16 protein-coding genes are annotated in these 16566 nt (G+C 58.2%); 10 read left to right on the top strand and 6 right to left on the bottom strand.

Features of this window, described 5'->3' with window-relative positions:
* Positions 1-113: 113 nt before the first annotated feature.
* The 3 genes from RYZ27_RS14525 (at position 114) to RYZ27_RS14515 (ending at position 4713) form a co-directional block, all read left to right on the top strand.
* Entirely contained in the window at positions 114-1682 is a 1569-nt protein-coding gene (locus tag RYZ27_RS14525) for a long-chain-fatty-acid--CoA ligase (protein WP_406680246.1), read from the top strand.
* A gap of 272 nt (positions 1683-1954) precedes the next feature.
* A complete protein-coding gene (locus RYZ27_RS14520; protein WP_406680245.1) occupies positions 1955-3811 on the top strand; it encodes an AMP-binding protein in 1857 nt (618 codons plus the stop codon).
* 2 nt (positions 3812-3813) lie between these two features.
* The gene (locus RYZ27_RS14515) at positions 3814-4713 is read left to right on the top strand and encodes a hypothetical protein (RefSeq protein WP_406680244.1); all 900 of its coding nucleotides are present in this window, start codon (positions 3814-3816) and stop codon (positions 4711-4713) included.
* On the opposite strand, the gene RYZ27_RS14510 is transcribed toward RYZ27_RS14515, so the two are convergent.
* Positions 4714-5358: a 2-hydroxychromene-2-carboxylate isomerase gene (locus RYZ27_RS14510; protein WP_406680243.1), complete on the bottom strand. Its 645-nt coding sequence runs from the start codon at positions 5356-5358 to the stop codon at positions 4714-4716. It abuts the gene before it with no gap.
* A 75-nt stretch (positions 5359-5433) separates the two neighbouring features.
* On the opposite strand from RYZ27_RS14510, the gene RYZ27_RS14505 reads away from it, so the two are divergent.
* The 6 genes from RYZ27_RS14505 to RYZ27_RS14480 all read left to right on the top strand — a co-directional run bounded on the left by RYZ27_RS14505 (position 5434) and on the right by RYZ27_RS14480 (position 12123).
* Positions 5434-6405, top strand: a complete 972-nt coding sequence (locus tag RYZ27_RS14505) for an alpha/beta hydrolase (protein ID WP_406680242.1) — start codon at positions 5434-5436, stop codon at positions 6403-6405.
* A 66-nt stretch (positions 6406-6471) separates the two neighbouring features.
* On the top strand, positions 6472-8685 hold the full coding sequence (locus tag RYZ27_RS14500; protein ID WP_406680241.1) for a S8 family serine peptidase: 2214 nt from the start codon (positions 6472-6474) through the stop codon (positions 8683-8685).
* A 20-nt stretch (positions 8686-8705) separates the two neighbouring features.
* Positions 8706-9209 carry a hypothetical protein gene (locus RYZ27_RS14495; RefSeq protein ID WP_406680240.1) on the top strand — a complete coding sequence of 168 codons (504 nt, stop codon included), beginning with the start codon at positions 8706-8708 and terminating at the stop codon, positions 9207-9209.
* Positions 9206-9835, top strand: a complete 630-nt coding sequence (locus tag RYZ27_RS14490; RefSeq protein WP_406680239.1) for a hypothetical protein — start codon at positions 9206-9208, stop codon at positions 9833-9835. The genes RYZ27_RS14495 and RYZ27_RS14490 overlap by 4 nt, the downstream gene beginning before the upstream one ends.
* A complete protein-coding gene (locus RYZ27_RS14485; protein WP_406680238.1) occupies positions 9836-10906 on the top strand; it encodes a M23 family metallopeptidase in 1071 nt (356 codons plus the stop codon). It abuts the gene before it with no gap.
* A 146-nt stretch (positions 10907-11052) separates the two neighbouring features.
* Entirely contained in the window at positions 11053-12123 is a 1071-nt protein-coding gene (locus RYZ27_RS14480) for a hypothetical protein (RefSeq protein ID WP_406680237.1), read from the top strand.
* On the opposite strand, the gene RYZ27_RS14475 is transcribed toward RYZ27_RS14480, so the two are convergent.
* Both RYZ27_RS14475 and RYZ27_RS14470 read right to left on the bottom strand, forming a co-directional pair.
* Positions 12120-12575, bottom strand: coding sequence for an iron-sulfur cluster assembly scaffold protein (locus RYZ27_RS14475; protein WP_406680236.1), 456 nt, complete (start codon positions 12573-12575; stop codon positions 12120-12122). The two genes, RYZ27_RS14480 and RYZ27_RS14475, sit on opposite strands and share 4 nt — an antisense overlap.
* 37 nt (positions 12576-12612) lie before the next feature.
* Complete coding sequence (locus tag RYZ27_RS14470; protein WP_406680235.1) at positions 12613-13206, bottom strand: exopolysaccharide biosynthesis protein; 594 nt, start codon at positions 13204-13206, stop codon at positions 12613-12615.
* 117 nt (positions 13207-13323) lie between these two features.
* Between RYZ27_RS14470 and RYZ27_RS14465 the strand changes: the two genes are divergently transcribed.
* Positions 13324-13764 carry a DUF3617 domain-containing protein gene (locus RYZ27_RS14465; RefSeq protein ID WP_406680234.1) on the top strand — a complete coding sequence of 147 codons (441 nt, stop codon included), beginning with the start codon at positions 13324-13326 and terminating at the stop codon, positions 13762-13764.
* A 3-nt stretch (positions 13765-13767) separates the two neighbouring features.
* Here the strand turns inward: RYZ27_RS14465 and RYZ27_RS14460 are convergent, their stop codons facing one another.
* The 3 genes from RYZ27_RS14460 to cysS all read right to left on the bottom strand — a co-directional run bounded on the left by RYZ27_RS14460 (position 13768) and on the right by cysS (position 16560).
* Positions 13768-14370, bottom strand: a complete 603-nt coding sequence (locus tag RYZ27_RS14460; protein ID WP_406680233.1) for a SixA phosphatase family protein — start codon at positions 14368-14370, stop codon at positions 13768-13770.
* Positions 14324-15088, bottom strand: a complete 765-nt coding sequence (locus RYZ27_RS14455) for an SDR family NAD(P)-dependent oxidoreductase (protein WP_406680232.1) — start codon at positions 15086-15088, stop codon at positions 14324-14326. Before RYZ27_RS14455 ends, RYZ27_RS14460 begins: the two co-directional genes overlap by 47 nt.
* Positions 15089-15174: 86 nt before the next feature.
* Positions 15175-16560: a cysteine--tRNA ligase gene (gene cysS / locus RYZ27_RS14450; RefSeq protein WP_406680231.1), complete on the bottom strand. Its 1386-nt coding sequence runs from the start codon at positions 16558-16560 to the stop codon at positions 15175-15177.
* Between the last annotated feature and the right edge of the window lie 6 nt (positions 16561-16566).

Here is a 16566-nt window from a genome sequence, read left to right as displayed (position 1 = left end):
TGCAAAAATGTTCTGTTTCGACGCCGCTATCCCTAGACGTTTGGTACGTTTTGCCTAGCTTGCTGGACTGAAGAGGCGGATTAGCCGCCCTAACAACACTTGGGAGTGAGACGATGCTGGACGTGAAAGCGATGCCGCACGTGGCCGATATTCCGGGCCATCAGGCTAAAATCCGCGGTGATGAGATTGCGTTCTGGTATAAGGGAGAGGAAACCAGTTTTACCGATCTCCACAAACGCTCTTCGCAAGTCGCGAACGGCCTGAGCGCTCTGGGCGTTGGTCCTGACCAGCGGGTTGGTTATCTCGCGAAGAATACCGCCGTTTACTATGAGCAAATGTTCGGCTGCGCGAAAATCCGCGCGGTGATGAATGGTGTGAACACCCGGCTCGCCGCTCCTGAGGTTCAATTCATCCTGTCGGATGCACAGGTCAAAGTCCTGTTCGTGGGGCCTGAATGGTTCGACATGATTGAGGCCATCAAGGATGAATGCCCGCATCTGCAGCATATCATCACGGTTGAAGGCACACGCGAGGGCTGGTCGGAATATACGCAGTGGCGCGACGCGCAGGACGATACCGACCCGGCGCTGGAAACCTTCGAAAATGATGATGTCATCCAGCTCTATACCTCGGGTACAACAGGCTTGCCCAAGGGCGTCATGCTGACCAATGGCAATTACCGGGATTATTTTGAGCAAGCCAGCATTCTGGAATGGTCGAGCTATGGCGCGGGCGAAGCGGTGATGAACGCCATGCCGCTTTTCCACGTTGCGGGCGTCAATGTTGGCATCCTTGCAACCGCACAGGGCGCGAAAACCGTTGTCCTCCCGGAGATTGATCCGACCGCCATCCTTGACCTGATTGAGAGCCAGAACATCGTTCACGCCTTCTGGGTCCCCGCAGTCATCCTGATCCTGACCCAGCATCCAACTTTCAAGAACCGTGATTATTCCAGCCTGAAACAGGTTTTCTATGGCGCCAGCCCGATTACTGAAGACCTGCTACGAACCGCCGTCGAGGTCATGGGCGCGCGCTTTACCCAGCTCTATGGCCTGACCGAGACAGTTGGCGCAGGCACTTTCCTGCCGCCTGAAGCGCATGACCCGGCCTGGGGCAAGCTACGCTCCTGCGGGGTGCCGTGGCCGACAGCCGTTGTGCGCTGTGTTGATGGTGAGGGTAATCCGGTTCCGACAGGAGAGGTCGGTGAAATCGTGATCAAGTCCGGCTTCATCATGAAAGGCTACTGGAACCGCCCCGAAGCGACTGAAGAGAGCATCAAGGATGGTTTCTTCTATACCGGCGATGCTGGTTATTTCGATGAGGACGGCTTCCTCTACATCCATGACCGCGTGAAAGACATGATCGTTTCAGGCGGGGAGAATGTGTATCCAGCAGAGGTCGAAAACGCCATCTTCGGGCACCCGGATATTGCTGATGTCGCCGTGATTGGCGTTCCAGACGAAAAATGGGGTGAGGCCGTCAAAGCCATCATCGTTCCCAAAGAGGGCACCAATCCAAGCGCGGATAGCGTGATCGCATGGGCGCGCGAGCGGATTGCAGGCTATAAATGCCCGAAAACCGTCGATACGATTGAGGTTATGCCGCGCAACCCGTCGGGTAAAATCCTGCGCAAGGATTTGCGGGAGCCCTATTGGGCCGGACACGACCGCCGCGTCAGCTAACGATGTCGGATCAGGACGACACCTCTGCGCCAAAGCGAGCCGCCCCTCAAAAGGACGGCTTCATGGCCGATAATGTCGTCTCCCTGCAAAAACCGCCGCCGCAACCTGAATTTGATGTCGACTGGTTTTACGAGGACGAAGAATTCTTTGCCGAGCATATGGATGGCTTCGATATCTGATTGAAAGCAGCCTAAATTCGAATCTACTTGTCTGCCCTCGCGACAGCTTTAGTCTGAGCCCCAAAGAATAAGAAAATTCAGGGAGAAACAGATATGGCTGACGGGAGCCCGCTACCGCCATTCAGGCCGCTTGCGCAGAAATTACCGGATATTGATTGTGTCCGAAAGCCAGACGGCACTGTTTACCTGAGCCAGCGTCATGCGCCCGGTGATCGCCCGCGCACCGTGCCGCATGCTCTGGACACCCGCGCCGAAATGCACCCGGACCGGCCATGGCTGAAGCAACGCAACGCCCAAACCGATGAATGGGAAGAAATCACTTACGGCCAGGGCAAAGCGATGAGCGACGCCCTCGCGCAAGCTTTCCTTAATATGGGCGCGGGTCCGGACGCCCCGGTGATGATCCTGTCAGGCAATTCGATTGAAAGCGCGATTGCGATGATGGCCGCGATGACGATTGGCGCGCCCGCAGCCCCGATTTCAGTCCCCTACTCTCTGATGTCGTCCGATTTTGCCAAGCTGAAACACTGTTTCAATGCGGTGCGGCCCAAGGTCATCTTTGCCCAGCACCTCACCCCGTTTGAGCCAGCGCTCGCCGCCCTTGGTGACCATGGCTGTACCGTCATTGCGGTGGAAGGCTCCGGGCGAGACATCGCCGACTATGCGGCGCTGCTGCAGACCCCTGTCACGCCCGCTGTCGCAGAGGCGATGAACACCCTCACCGATGATAGCATCGGTAAATATCTCTTCACGTCTGGCTCAACGGGCATGCCGAAACCCGTCCCGACAACGCAAGGGGCAATGTGCGCGATGATCGCCGGGCAGGAAGGTCTGCGGGACAATGCCCGTGATCCCGACTATGACCCGGACAAGGTCGACAATTTCCTCGACTGGCTGCCATGGAACCATATTTCCGGCTCAAATGTGAACTTCAATGGCGCATTGTGGAATGGCGCAACCTTCTGGATCGATGGCGGCAAGCCAACCCCGGCCCTCTTCCATGAAACCATCCGCAATGTCCGCGATGCCAAGCCGTCAACCTTCGGCACCGCGCCAATTGCGCTGGCCATGCTGGCCGAGGCGATGGAAGAAGATGAAAGCCTGATGCACGCTTTCTTCGAGAATATGCGGCAGATCGCCTATGGTGGCGCGACCCTTTCCGATGACTTGTATGATCGGCTACAAGCCCTCGCCATCAAAGCAACCGGGCGACGCATTCCCATCATTACCATGTATGGCGCAACGGAGACGCAGGGTATTACGGTTGTGCATTGGGAGGTCGAGCGGGTCGGCCTGATCGGCCTGCCTTTGCCGGGTCTCACCCTGAAACTGGTCCCAACTGGCGGCAAACTGGAGGTCCGCGTCCAAGGCCCAACCGTCATGCCGGGCTATCGCGACTTGCCGGACAAGAATGCCGAAGTGTTTGATGAAGAAGGTTATTACTGCCTCGGCGATGCAGCGATCTTTGTCGATGAGAACGATCCGAATAAAGGTATCATCTTCGATGGCCGCGTCGGAGAGGATTTTAAGCTGTCATCCGGCACCTGGGTTAGTGTCGGGACGCTGCGCCCGGATTTGGTTGCGGCCTGCAGCCCGCTGGTCTTTGACGCAATCATCTGTGGTCAGGACAAGAACTATATCGGCGCTATGGTCTGGCCGTCTCCAGCCGCGTTTGAAAACTATATGGCTGAGGCAAACGGTGATCAGGCCGCGGCAGGCATGGCCTATGTTAAAGATCTTGCCGCCAAAATTAGCGCGTTCAATGCCGCTGAGCCTGGCTCCTCGCGCCGGATCAAACGCTTTCTGGTCATGACGGAGCCGCCCAGCATTGATGCCGGGGAGATTACCGACAAGGGCTATGTCAACCAGCGCCTGACCCAGGATCGCCGCGCAAATGATGTCGCGCGCCTGTTCACTGCCGAGGTCGGCCCCGGCGTGGTGCAGCTTTAATTATGACAGGGGTCCGTTCCAAAACTGTAGGTTTGCGAACGGGCCTGATCATTCTCGCCATCATCTCGGCGATTGCCCTGATACTGATCTGGCGGCCGGGCAGCTTGTCGAAGGTTGAACCGACACAAGCCAGCATACAGGCCGGCTCCCTGAATGAAGCGTTGAACGACGCGGCCACGCAAGCCTATCTCACCCTCTTACAGACAGTTTCTCCCGGAACCGCGACAACATTGGACGCCGAAGCCACCGCGATGATCGCCAATGGCAAGGAAGCAGATGCCCTTGCAGAACTCGTCCTACGCTCCATTCTGACCGAGCTGAAACGCGGCGCCTTTGAGTTCAAACAGGCCCCAACCGAGCATTATGACAAGCTCATCGCCCATAGTGCCACCGCGCTTACCCGCCTGCGCCGGGAAAACTCAACATGGTGCAACGGCCCGCGTATCGCTGAATTCCTTGAATTCAACGAAGACGCGCTGATCCCGGACCTGCTCGCGCGCTATCCCTATGGCAGTGAAAGCTATAATTGGGCGATGCGGTTCGGTGAACTTTATCTCGATGCGGTTCAGGCAGCACGAGAAGCCCCGGTCCGCCGCCCCGGCCCCAGCGCCTTTGACAAACGCTGGCTGCAACAAACAGGGCTGGCTTTGGGTTCAAATGACTGGACGCTGGGCCTGCAAATCGCAGCCTTCTCGCAAGCCGAGGGACAAGGCTATGCGCAGATGCAGGAAGCGATTTCCGGGATTGATGTTTGTGAGCTTGGCCTTGCGGCGGCGCAAGTCTCCGGATCTCTGCCCGAACAGGTGCGCGGGGTCATTTGGGGCGACCTGCTGCCCGAACTCTTCCACGGCAACACCCCTTACGTGCTGTGGCGGGTCAATGACTATTTCTTTCTGGACTAGCTATCGGCGTTTGACACCGGCTTGCTCCAACCGCCACTCCAAAAGATCGATGCGGTCCTGACCAAAGAAAGCTTCCTGCTCAAGCACCATTAGGGGGACGCCCCAATGATACTTATCCTGCTCGGTCTGGTTTGCCTCAATCACTTTGGTTAAGCGCTCGGATTCACTGTCCTGACGGGCATCCAACTCCCGCAGCTCCAGCCCGGCGCGCGCCACTGCATCGGCCAGCACGTTGCCTTCTGTCCAGGCCTGCCCAGACCAGATGACAGAGGAAACTTCATCCATGAAGGCCCAGCCCGCTTGGTCGCTAACCTCACAAGCCAGGATGCCCAGGCGGGTCAGGCGATGAATATGCGGCTGTTCATCAGCAATCTCTCGCGTCATCATGTTCATCGTCACCGGATCAGGGTTTAGTGGCCCCAGAGACAAGCCGAGATATTGCGACAGGCGCACCACATCACTCATCAGATAGGGCACCCATTGCGGCCTGATCCCGGCGAAAAAGTCCGGTGTCCGGATCGCCAGAGGATAGACCGGGCGCGGGCGCACCCGCACATCCCACTTATCCGACAAAGCCCGCAACCGCTTCGTCGCCAGATAAGAATACGGCGAGCGAAACGACCAAAAGACGTCAACGGTTTTCATATCTTCCTCCCATTCGCCACATTCGGGCGATAAATCACCTTTCCCTTAACCGACGAACGGGGCAAGAGTTCAGACATGGCCTTCAATGACACAATGCGCAGCTTCATGGACAAAATGAAACTGCCAGACTTCACGACGATGGACTGGAAAGGCTCGACCGAAGGGTTGCGCCAGGCATTCTACAAAGCCAGCCGTTCGGTTGAGAGCGATGTGCCAGAGCTGGCGGAGATTTCCAACCTGATCGTCGACGGCGCGGATGGCCCACTTAAAGCCCGTTATTACGCTCCGCTTGCCGCAGGGGTCGGCCCTGCGCCAGCCATCCTGTTCTTTCATGGCGGCGGCTTTGTGCTTGGCGATATTGATAGCCATGACGTGATCTGCCGTCGTCTGGCTGCTTCCTCACGCTGCCGGGTTCTGTCGATTGAGTATCGCCTCGCCCCGGAAAACAAGTTTCCAACCGCGCATGAGGATGCCGCCGCCGCATGGCGCTGGGCAACGACACGCGGGGATATTCTCGGCTTCGATCCAGATCGCATTGCCGTTGCCGGGGACAGTGCAGGCGGAAATCTTGCCGCCTATATTGCGCAGGAAATGAACCGTACGGGCGGCCCAATGCCCGCCTATCAGTTGTTGCTGTATCCGCTGGTGCAATTTGTCGACATCCGCACCAAGAAAATGAGTTTCCAGGAAGGCGGGTTCTTCATCTCGCCCAATCTGTTCGACTATTTCCGGGACAGCTATATCGCCGATGAGGTCGACCGGATGGACCCGCGAGTCTCGCCACTTTTTGCCGAGGATGATGACTTCGCAGGCCTGCCACCCGCACACTTCGTGCTATGCGGCTGGGACCCTCTGAAAGATGAAGGCAAAGCCTATGCAGCAAAGCTCGCGGCGCATGGTGTTCCGGTAACCATTCGCGAGCATTCCGGCATGGTGCATGGCTTTATGAACATGACAGCGATCTCGAAACCCGCTCGCGATGCCATTGCTGATGCAGGTATTGTCGTGGGTCGCGCCCTCGGTCGGCTCGAACCAGATTTGAGTTGACGGACTCCCTGCCACACGTTTGACATATGGTTAACCTATACAGTCACAGCGATCAGGGAGACGGTGATGACGGTTAGAGCGGGCTTCAAAACACTCAGCCTTGTACTGATCGGGGGATTTGCGCTGGCGGCCTGTGATCAGCCTGAAGAACGCGTTGATCGCGCCGGGCAGCTTGGACAAGCTGTAATTGACCAGATCACCGGAAAGGATGCCCGCCCTTCTGATCCGAGGGACGCACTTAAGCGTGCCAGCGTTGAGGGTCGCGCTTTTGCTGGCAAGCTTCAACCGACCTTTTTGCCGACCCTTCCCACAACCGGGGAACGCCGCTTTGCCATTGGCTCAATTGTTGCCAAACCGCGTGATCTACCACCGCCTGTGGCCATGGCTGAGGTGATGGCGGCCCCGGAAATGGCCATGGAAATCGTCATTGATGAGGAGGCCGAAAGCCGTATCGTTATCCTCGATGAGGCCACCATGGCAGAGGCTGAAGTGAGTCCGGAAATCATTGAACGGATTGAACGCCCACAAGCTTTGAACCGTAAACGTGTGACCGTTATTGATCCACGCGTAGAAGCGCCACCCAAAGCCATTCTGGAACCTGGCCCAAATCTGCCGCGCGCGCCTCTGCGCGATCGATTGCGCCGCAACCCTGATGGTTCATCTATTGATGAGTTACAGGTCAAACGCGTAGAAACCCAGCAAGAGCGCTATGACAAGCTCCCGCAACTTAAACCACAGGTGGCTCAGCGCGCGATCACCATGCGCCAGGACGCTTTAGAGCGACAATTACAAGCCGAAGACCGGATGATTGAAACGGCACGCAAGTATGGTGTCGCCGCCAGTATCCAGCGCTCACGCTCAGGCCAGATGGTGATTGAGATTGGCGCCGACGCGATGAAGCCAACGCAGTTCACGGGCGAGTTCAGCCCACGCCAACTGTCCGCGATTGAGGCTGAGGAAACTGTCTGTGATCAAGGCGCGATTGCCGATGGCACCGCCAGCGCCATCATGGCGATGGATTGCGTTATTGAAGACCTGCAGGCCTCAGGTGAGTTCGAATATGTCGAGAAAGACTATATTTTCGAACACCAGATGATCCGCCGTCCGGATACACCCGTCACCCCTGTGGCCATCACCCCGAATGACCCGCTCTTCTCCCTGCAATGGCATTACCAGAACCAGAGTGACAGCCCAGGCGGGGCGGGCTTTGTTGATTTCTGGACGCGTGAGGCTGTGCAAGGCGCCCCGGAAGTCGTCGTGGCTGTGATTGATACAGGGCTTGATTACAGCCACCCGGATATCAAGAACTCACCAAACCTCGTGGCGGGTTGGGATATGGTCACCGACCCAGATGTCGGGAATGATGGCGATAGCCGCGATGGCGACGCTACCGACCCCGGCGACATTTGCCCTGAAAAAGGCCGTATGGAAAACTCCTGGCACGGTACGCACGTCGCCGGAACGATTGGCGCTGGCCTGACCGATAATGGACAAGGCGTTGCGGGCGGGGCGTGGAATGTCAAACTTGTCCCGGTCCGTGCGCTCGGCAAATGCGGTGGGCGCCTCTCAGACATCAATGATGCGATCCGCTGGGCCGCCGGGATCATTCCTGAGTTTGACGCGCTGGGAAATGAGGTCTGGAACGACAATCCCGCCCATATCATCAACCTGTCTTTCGGCTTGTTCAAAACCTGTCCAGCTTCCATGCAAGACGCGATCAATGCCGTGACCGCCGAGGGCGTCACAGTCGTTGCCGCAGCTGGAAATAACCGTATCCCAACACAATTCTTCGCGCCCGCGAGTTGCCAGAATGTGATCACGGTCGCCAGCGGTGATGCGCGCGGCTATCTCGCGCCTTACTCCAATTATGGCAGCGCCGTGGACCTGATCGCGCCCGGCGGTGATCTCAGCCGCGATGATAATGGCGATGGCAACCCGGACGGGGTACTCTCAACCAAGCTTTCGGAAAATTGCCTCGACCCGGTCAGCGGCAGCGCCGTGGCGCAGTGCTATTATTCCTATGAGGAAGGCACCAGCATGGCCGCCCCACATGTTTCTGCGGCGCTCGCCCTGATCAAGGCCAAGAGACCGGACCAGACCCGGCTGGAATTATTCGATACATTGATGGCGGGCCTGACCCCGGTAGCAGAGGTCCAGTGCATCGGTGAGTGCATCAATTATCCCGGCGCCGTGCCCACAGAGGCCGATGAGAATCTTTGCCTGCGCCCGTGCGGGGCTGGCCTGCTAAACCTCGCTGGCGTAAACTTGAGCGAAGACTAGATCGGAAGGGATCCTAGCTTATGGCGCATTACACGCCTCCAAAACCCCATTATGGCGGCCAACTCGGCCTTCTCGGCCTGCTCTGTATGCTGGCCCTGACCGGGTGCATGACTCTGGCGGATCGGATGCCCGGGGCGATGAGCTGGCTCCCGGCCATGGCCCAACCGGCGAGCAGTCACACGCCAGTGGCCCTCCCGGTACACGCGGTCTCAGAGGCCGATATGAAGGCGGTTTTCATCGTTCGCTTTGACGCTGATCCAGCGCTAGACCCGGTCGGCAAAACCTTCCGCAAGGATGCCGCCTATGCACATGCTACCTATCAGGACTGGGCCAGCAATCGCCCGGCGCTCAAGGATCTCAAGCTGATCCGTGCCAGCTATTCCGGGGAACTGATCCTCGGCCTGCCAAAGGACAGCCCGCGCGAGGCCGACGCCGTCCTGCAAGACATACAGGCGATGAGCAATCTGGCCTATGCCGAACGCGATGTGATGGCGCTGCCAGGTCGAAAGAGGGAAACACAATGATCCGAGCATGTGTGATAGCCACGGCCATTCTGGCTCTGGGGGCTTGTGAGCCTTTGGTAAGAAGCCCAGGCCAGAAAGCCGAATTGCCGCCTCCAGAAGAACAGCCCGGTCCGGCGCCTGAGCGACCGCCTGCTGACCCCATTGATGCAGATCCAGAACCCCGCCGGGCCACGATAGACTGGAACTCAGCCCGCGCTGATTACGCCGCCGCGCAAGCTGAAAACCCTGATGCCAGGGTTGAGATTGCCAGCGGTTCTGATGCCACGCCTGTTCCGGTCCTGTTACCGGGCAATGCTGTTTCTGCCGCCTCTGGCCCTGATGGTCTTCAATTCCGCCCACTCAACGATGGGTATTTCGCCGTCATCAAGGGGGAGACCTATGACATGCTGATCAATGGCACGGATCGGATCGGCCCAACCCCGCCCGGCGCAGCACAGATGGAAGAAGGCAGTGCGCGCTTTGAGGAGACCATGACCGGGGCACAGGTCAGCTTCAAACGCTATGGCGCGTCCTATCTGGTGGAATTTGCCTGTAAGGACCCAGCAACGGCTATCAAAGGCGCTTGCGTCACCGAGGAAGAAGCCATGCTGGTGATTGAAGATATGTTGATTGCGGGGACACGATAGATGCGACGGATAGAAGGGGTTCTTATCGCGGGTCTGCTGCTGGGCCTGACCGCTTGTGGCGACCTGATCCGCTATCCCGGCGATGGCCGCCGTGACATTGAACCGACCCCGCCGGGTGCACCGGGTCCGCCACCGCCGAGTGAGCCGGTCACTGACCCGTATAATGAAGGCGAACCCGATCCAACGCCGCCTATTGAGATTACCGAACCAGATCCTGATCCGGGTCCGGCCGATCCTGAACCTGACCCTGTCAACCCAACTCCGGAGCCGGACCCTGAGCAGCCCACCCCAGATCCCGACCCAACGCCCCCAGCCCCAGAGCCGGAACCCGAACCCCTCCCGATCAAATTCCAGTATCGCCCGGCTGGCGACCTGATCCCCGGTTCCGGAACCGGAACGACGAACACAACCGTTTATGCCCCGGATATTACCTTCCCGGTCAAGGATGCCCCGGCCTATCTGCAATCCATGGTCTGGCGCTTTGGTGGCGGCATTGGCGGCGGGGACCAATGTGATCCGCGCAATTACGACTATCCCTGGCAGGACAATTTCTGTGAGAAACGCTCCAGAACCCGCAACACGCCACTCTGCCCGACAAATAAAGTCCATCAGGGACAGGATATTCGCGTCGGCACGCCTGAGGGCTGCAATGAGCTCCGCCGTGTCTCCCCCGCAGATCGTACACTGTATGAGGCTGTCGCGGTCGAACCCGGCCTGATTGAGTATATCGGCCCGTACTGGGTTCGCCTGCGCGGCGATAGCGGTATCCTCTACAATTATATCCACCTGAATATGGCTCGGCTCGAAATCGCAGAACTCGATACCGTCACCGAAGGCCAGACCCTTGGCTATATCTCAAACGATTTTGGCGGCACACCGACGACCTTCCACCTGCATTTCGAAATCAAAGTCCCAACAGAAGCGGCAAGCTATACCCACGCCCCGCCTTACATGTCTTTGGTCGAAGCTTATGCGCGCCGCGAATCCGGGCGCGGTGAGGAAGTGATTGATGATTCGATTTCCATCGCGTCGATCCCAACAATTCCAGACGATTTTGAAATCATTGAGTAACCAATAAGGCCTTTTCCTTATTCATTACGCATCCGCAACTGCATAAAATACAGCAGTTGGCCCCGTTCTTGCCTTTTTTTAAATGTTAATAACTTGCTAACGCGTCAATTCTCGCGCCTAGATGCGAAAAACAGAACAGGCCTCCCATGACAGCGCTCCAAAAAGTCCATCCTGCATATGCTGAAACAGCCAACATGCCGGTTCCGGACAATGATCGTGAAGCGGTGGTCACCCTGCTCGGCTCTGGCCTGCCTGTCGCCTATCTCGAAGACGCTGAGCCCAGCCCGTTGATGCAGAAAGCCTCCAACCTCTGGCAACGGATGATCTTTCTCACCCGGCTGTCCATCATTTTCGCGCTGCTCGGTGGCTATCCATTGATGGTGGTTCTCTCCCATAAGGTGAACAGCGCGCCGATCACGCTCGCCGCTGAAGCTGCCTGGACCTCCCCGCAGGCGGGCACTGCACTGACCCTGATTGGCCGGGAAGTCACTGGGCCAGGCTGGGCCATTGATCGCCCGTTCTGGCATCCACAGGCGCGCTTGAATGCGCTTCCGGCCTGGCAGGAGGGCCTTGGCTCAGCCCTGTCAGATTATATGTTACTAACCGCCCAAAATGTCCGACCTGCCGCCCTCGCCCCGGATGCGGACCTGATGGCGGCTGGTCGTCTGCTCGCCCCGGCCAGCGATACCGAAACCGGGCCACGCATGCATGCCGCCGCTGAAGCGCTGCTGCGGTATGAAGGTCGCCTGTCCCGTGGTCTGGCGGCCGCCCCGGCAGGGCTTGAGCCGCTGACCCAGGAACTTGACCTGTTCACAGCATGGGCGGCTGACAATCAGGCAGCCCTGCGTACGCAAGCCGAAATGGCCGATGGCTGGCCAGCCTCCCGCGCTGATATTGAGGCCGTATATGTGGCTCGCGCCCATGCGCAAGCCGCCGCAGAACTACTTAACGCAACCCTGTTGGCCCAACCTGAACTGGTCGCCACGCGCGAAGCCGCAGAGGCCCGTGATACGGCCCTGAAAGCCTGGCGGCGCGCTGCCGCTTTCAATCCCCTCATGATCAGCAATCCAGCAGGGGGCACAGGCGGCCTGCTCAGCGATCACCCGGCAACGCTGGCCTGGTATCTGGCCGAGGCTGAAATCGCCACAGCCGCGCTTCGCACAGCCCTGACAGCCCCGCTCCCCAAACCTGAACTGGTCGCTGACGCAACCCCTTAAGAGGCAACGGCTTCCAGACCAAGCGCTTCACGCGCCGCTTCAATGGCTTCCAGAACCGCCTCAAACGCTAACATGGTGGAGGCATGGCGCGGGGGATAATCGCGCACCCCTTCAAGATGGCGCAATTCCCAGAACGCCCCACGTGGCGGTTCAGCCCCGTCCTTGAGCATCGCATGCAGACCATCGCGCGCCACGCGGATATCTTCGACGCTGGCTCCAACGGCATGTTCGGCAAGGATCGCTGTGGCCGCCTGACCAAGTGCGCAGGCTTTTGGATCAACCGCAATCGCCGTCACTGTCTGACCATCCTCTGACAGGGTGACATCCACCCGAACCGTTGATCCGCAAATCCGCGCCAGCTTGGTCGCAGAGCCATGCGCCTCATCCAGATGTCCCAGATGCGGGATATCTGCGGCCAGTTCGAGAATACGATTGTGGTAAAGATCAGCCATGGCGATGATGTCGGCGTTTAAAGCGATAAAATCAAGCTTACACGAACGGTAGAACAGACCACGCCCGGATCATCAGCAGAACCGCGCCGACCAATGTCGCGCCCGCCAAAACCAGCAAAAACCCATCCCGCGCCGTAATCGCGAGACCAAACAGCAACACGGTCAGGCTCGGCAGAACAGGCCCCAGCGGAATGAAAGAAAGCGGGATCGTCACCAGAGCCGCCCCAACCAGCGCGAGCGCAACAAGCTGCACAAACGGCGCACGCGTTAAAAACGTGAAGCGCGGTTTGAGCAACTGATCGACCGTATGGGCATGCTTGTCGAGCGCTTCAGCTCCGGCCAGCAAGTGTTTCCGTGGAAAGGAAAATTCCAATGCCTTTTTCGGCAACCATGGATAGGCCCGCCCGATCACCATCTGCAGCGCAAAAATCAGGATGACCACGGCAACCAGAGAGTTTGCCCCCGGCACAAGGGTCAGCGGGCTAATCGCAATAAAGCCAAGCAACAGGATCACCGGACCATAAGAGCGCCGCCCAACAGCATTCAGCAAGTCTCCAACCGAAACGGTTTCACCCGTGGTCTGTGTGCACAAGGATTTCAGCAGAGATTGCAGATTGTGAACGTTTTCCATCTCTCACCCCTGCCCTCAAACCAGCGCCGTGTCCATCAAAAGCCGGGATATGCCCCGCAAGGGGTATGCGAACAGACATTTTATAGGCAAACTGGATCGGACCCAAAGGAGGCCCCTATGAAATATAAATATCTGAGTGCTGTTTTGATACTGGGTGGCTTGATGGGGACCGCCTCTGCTGAACCGGTTGAGTTCGAAACAGGAGAATGGACCTACACGATCACCATGACCGTACCCGACCTGCCAATCGATCCGATTGTGGAGTCCGAGTCTTCCTGTATGCAGCCCTGGGAAACCAGACTCGAGCCAACAGATCTCGCGCAGGAGTTTGCTGGCGGGGCAGAATGCACCTCCTCAAATGTTACCCAGACAGCAAACACGGTATCTTTCGATATGGTTTGTCCGGATCAGGCGCTCTCAGCGGCCTCTATCGTCATGACTCATCAGACAACTGGCTTCTCGATGGATGGCGACATCAAACTGGATGCTGGCACAGCCGGCTTGATGGATGCCAAAATGAAGGTGATTGCCAGCCGGGTCGGTCCCTGCACGGAATAGGCTTCAATCCGCGCCCATACCGCTTCTATACAGCGCGCCATAGCGCCGGATCTCGCTCGTCCCTGCGCGCAGGTCGACGACGTATAGGCGATCATATTCAGCGGCCTCATCAATCGGTGACCCACCATCCCCGCCAAGCGCCTCAACAAGGGTGGGCGTCGTGTTCGAGTGCCCGACGACGACAGCCATCTCACCCGATTGCGCTTTTAGGATCTCTGCAAAGCCTGTAAGATCACGCGGGTCATACAAGCTGATCTCAAGGCCAAGGGCCTTGGCCAGTGGCGCTGCCGTATCGCGTGTCCGGATATAGTCCGTTGACCAGACCTGCGTGATCCCGGCCTCCCCCAACAGCACGGCCAGCGTTTCAGCTCGCACAGCGCCTGCTGCGGTCAATGGCGGGTCCTTTGGATCATCAACAACCATCGCCCCGCCATCGGTTACCTTCTCGGCATGACGCACCAGATAGATCACACCGCCTTCTGGCTGCGGCGCACTCTGACAGGCGACCAAAACCGCAGCCGCCAGAAGCAGAAACGCTGCTTTGATCCCGGCCGTCCAGCTAGTCGTGGTTCCACCAGGCTGTGTCTGAGTAAGAGCGTAGGTCAAGTTCATGGGTCCATACCGATCGATGCTGCTGGGCAATGTGATAGTATGTTTCTGCCATCTTTTCCGGTTGAAGCAATCCATCCTGCGCCCCACGCGTGTCCCGCAGCTTCTGGAACAGCTCTGGCCCGAGCATCTTGCCCAGCGTATCGGGCGCATCCACGGCGCCGTCGACAATAATATGGGCCACATGGATCCCCTTAGAGGCAAATTGCGCATTCAGCGTCTGGCACAGCAGGCGGCGTCCGCCCATCGCTGCAGCATGGGAGTGTTGCCCGGCATTGCCGCGTACAGAGGCGGTTGCCGAGGTGACAAGGATTTTACCGCCGCCGCGCTCCTCCATGTATGGCGTGACCGTTTTGGCGAGACGAAACAGGCCAAATGTGGCCAACCGCCAACCCATTTCGAAAGCCTTGTAAGACGTGTCCGCCAGCGTGCGATCGCCAATCTGCGCCCCGAGATTATAGATCACGACCTCAATCGGCCCGATCTCTTTCTCAACATGAGCAACACGGTCTTCAATTGAGCTCTCATCCAGCGCATTCATCAGGAAGCCGGTTGCCTCACCGCCTTCGCTCCTAATGCCTTCAACGAGCTTATTGAGGCCGTCCTCATCGCTGCGCCGACACAGCACGGCATGATAGCCCTCGCGTGCAAACTTCGCGCCGACTGTGCCACCGATGCCGGCACCAGCGCCGATCACAAGACAAACGGGTTTCATGATGTCGTCCTTCCAGATATCCAACCTATGGTTCCTTTTTGGAACTTATTTGTCGAATAGGCAAGAAGGGGGGCTAAACAGTTCGTTTAGACCCGCCGCCAGGTCGCGCCGCCCGCCCCGTCCATGATCTCAATGCCTTCAGCTTTCAGGACATCGCGCAAACGGTCAGCTTCGGCCCAATCCTTATTGGCGCGCGCCGCGTCACGCGCCGCTACCAAGGCATCAATCCGGGCATTCTCATCGCTATCACCGCCCTGTTCCCATTGTGCTGGAGTTTTGGTCAGCAAGCCGAGTAACCTCCCTGCCGCGAGCAGATTGGCACGTGCTTCTGCCATGCCGGCCTCGTCCTTGCGATCGGCAGCCCCATTGGCCTCGCCCGCCAGCCTGGACAGTTCCGCCAGCGCAATCGGCGTATTGAGGTCATCTTGCAATGCCTTGAGCACACCTTTATCTCGCGCCTTGCCGCCCTCATAGTCCCAGACCCGGCGCAGCGCGCCATAGACCCGGCCCAATGTCGTTTTGGCCTGTTCCAGCAAGTCACCCGTCCAGTCCAGCGGCGCGCGATAATGCCCGCTCAGCATGGCAAAGCGGATCACTTCCCCATCCCAATCCTCAAGCAGATCATTCAGCAGAACGACATTGCCGAGCGATTTCGACATTTTTTCGCCAGCCATATCGAGGAAGCCATTATGCATCCAATAGTTCGCCATGGTCTGGCCGTGGGCGCACTCGCTCTGCGCGATTTCATTCTCGTGATGCGGGAATTGCAGGTCGATCCCGCCGCCATGAATGTCGATCGTCTTACCCAGATGCTTGGCCGCCATGGCCGAACACTCAATGTGCCAGCCCGGGCGCCCTTTGCCCCACTTGCTGTCCCAGGTCGCATCTTCCGGCTCACCCGGCTTGGCAAACTTCCATAGGGCAAAATCAGCCGGATTGCGCTTGCCAAGGTCGACCTCAACCCGCGCGCCGGCTTCATTATCCTCAAGCTTGCGCCCGGACAGGCGACCATAATCGCTCATCTGCGGCACGTTGAAGAACACGCCCGCATCGGTCGCATAGGCATAGCCCTTGCGCTCCAGCGCTTCGATAATGTCCAGCATCTCGCCAACATGCTCGGTCGCCCACGGCACGATGGTTGGGGCTAGGGCATTCACCGCCGCAGCATCCTCAGCATAGATCGCGGCATATTTCTGCGTGATCGCCTCTATCGACTCCCCGGTCTCCTGAGAGGCCGCGATAATCTTGTCCTCAATATCGGTGACATTGCGGGCATAGATGACCGCATCCTCGCCATAAGTGGTCCGCAGCAGGCGAAACAGCGTGTCAAACACCATGACGGGCCGGAAATTCCCGATATGCGCACGATTATAGACGGTCGGCCCACAGACATACATCGTCACCCGGGATGGATCCTGAGGGATGAAGACGCGCTTTTCACGCGCGGCGCTATCATAAAGACGAATGGTCATAGTCTG

It is taken from the genome of Hyphomonas sp. FCG-A18, assembly GCF_045287255.1.
Lineage (GTDB): Bacteria > Pseudomonadota > Alphaproteobacteria > Caulobacterales > Hyphomonadaceae > Henriciella.
Note: the sequence above shows the minus strand (reverse complement) of the source record. Positions and strands in the feature narration are given on the sequence as shown.

Coding starts and splice junctions, on each gene's coding strand:
- RYZ27_RS14510 (WP_406680243.1), bottom strand. CDS start 5,358: ATGAAAACCGTTGACGTCTTTTGGTCGTTTCGCTCGCCGTATTCTTAT.
- RYZ27_RS14480 (WP_406680237.1), top strand. CDS start 11,053: ATGACAGCGCTCCAAAAAGTCCATCCTGCATATGCTGAAACAGCCAAC.
- RYZ27_RS14500 (WP_406680241.1), top strand. CDS start 6,472: ATGACGGTTAGAGCGGGCTTCAAAACACTCAGCCTTGTACTGATCGGG.
- RYZ27_RS14455 (WP_406680232.1), bottom strand. CDS start 15,088: ATGAAACCCGTTTGTCTTGTGATCGGCGCTGGTGCCGGCATCGGTGGC.
- RYZ27_RS14495 (WP_406680240.1), top strand. CDS start 8,706: ATGGCGCATTACACGCCTCCAAAACCCCATTATGGCGGCCAACTCGGC.
- RYZ27_RS14485 (WP_406680238.1), top strand. CDS start 9,836: ATGCGACGGATAGAAGGGGTTCTTATCGCGGGTCTGCTGCTGGGCCTG.
- RYZ27_RS14520 (WP_406680245.1), top strand. CDS start 1,955: ATGGCTGACGGGAGCCCGCTACCGCCATTCAGGCCGCTTGCGCAGAAA.
- RYZ27_RS14525 (WP_406680246.1), top strand. CDS start 114: ATGCTGGACGTGAAAGCGATGCCGCACGTGGCCGATATTCCGGGCCAT.
- RYZ27_RS14470 (WP_406680235.1), bottom strand. CDS start 13,206: ATGGAAAACGTTCACAATCTGCAATCTCTGCTGAAATCCTTGTGCACA.
- RYZ27_RS14475 (WP_406680236.1), bottom strand. CDS start 12,575: ATGGCTGATCTTTACCACAATCGTATTCTCGAACTGGCCGCAGATATC.
- RYZ27_RS14465 (WP_406680234.1), top strand. CDS start 13,324: ATGAAATATAAATATCTGAGTGCTGTTTTGATACTGGGTGGCTTGATG.
- cysS (WP_406680231.1), bottom strand. CDS start 16,560: ATGACCATTCGTCTTTATGATAGCGCCGCGCGTGAAAAGCGCGTCTTC.
- RYZ27_RS14505 (WP_406680242.1), top strand. CDS start 5,434: ATGGCCTTCAATGACACAATGCGCAGCTTCATGGACAAAATGAAACTG.
- RYZ27_RS14515 (WP_406680244.1), top strand. CDS start 3,814: ATGACAGGGGTCCGTTCCAAAACTGTAGGTTTGCGAACGGGCCTGATC.
- RYZ27_RS14490 (WP_406680239.1), top strand. CDS start 9,206: ATGATCCGAGCATGTGTGATAGCCACGGCCATTCTGGCTCTGGGGGCT.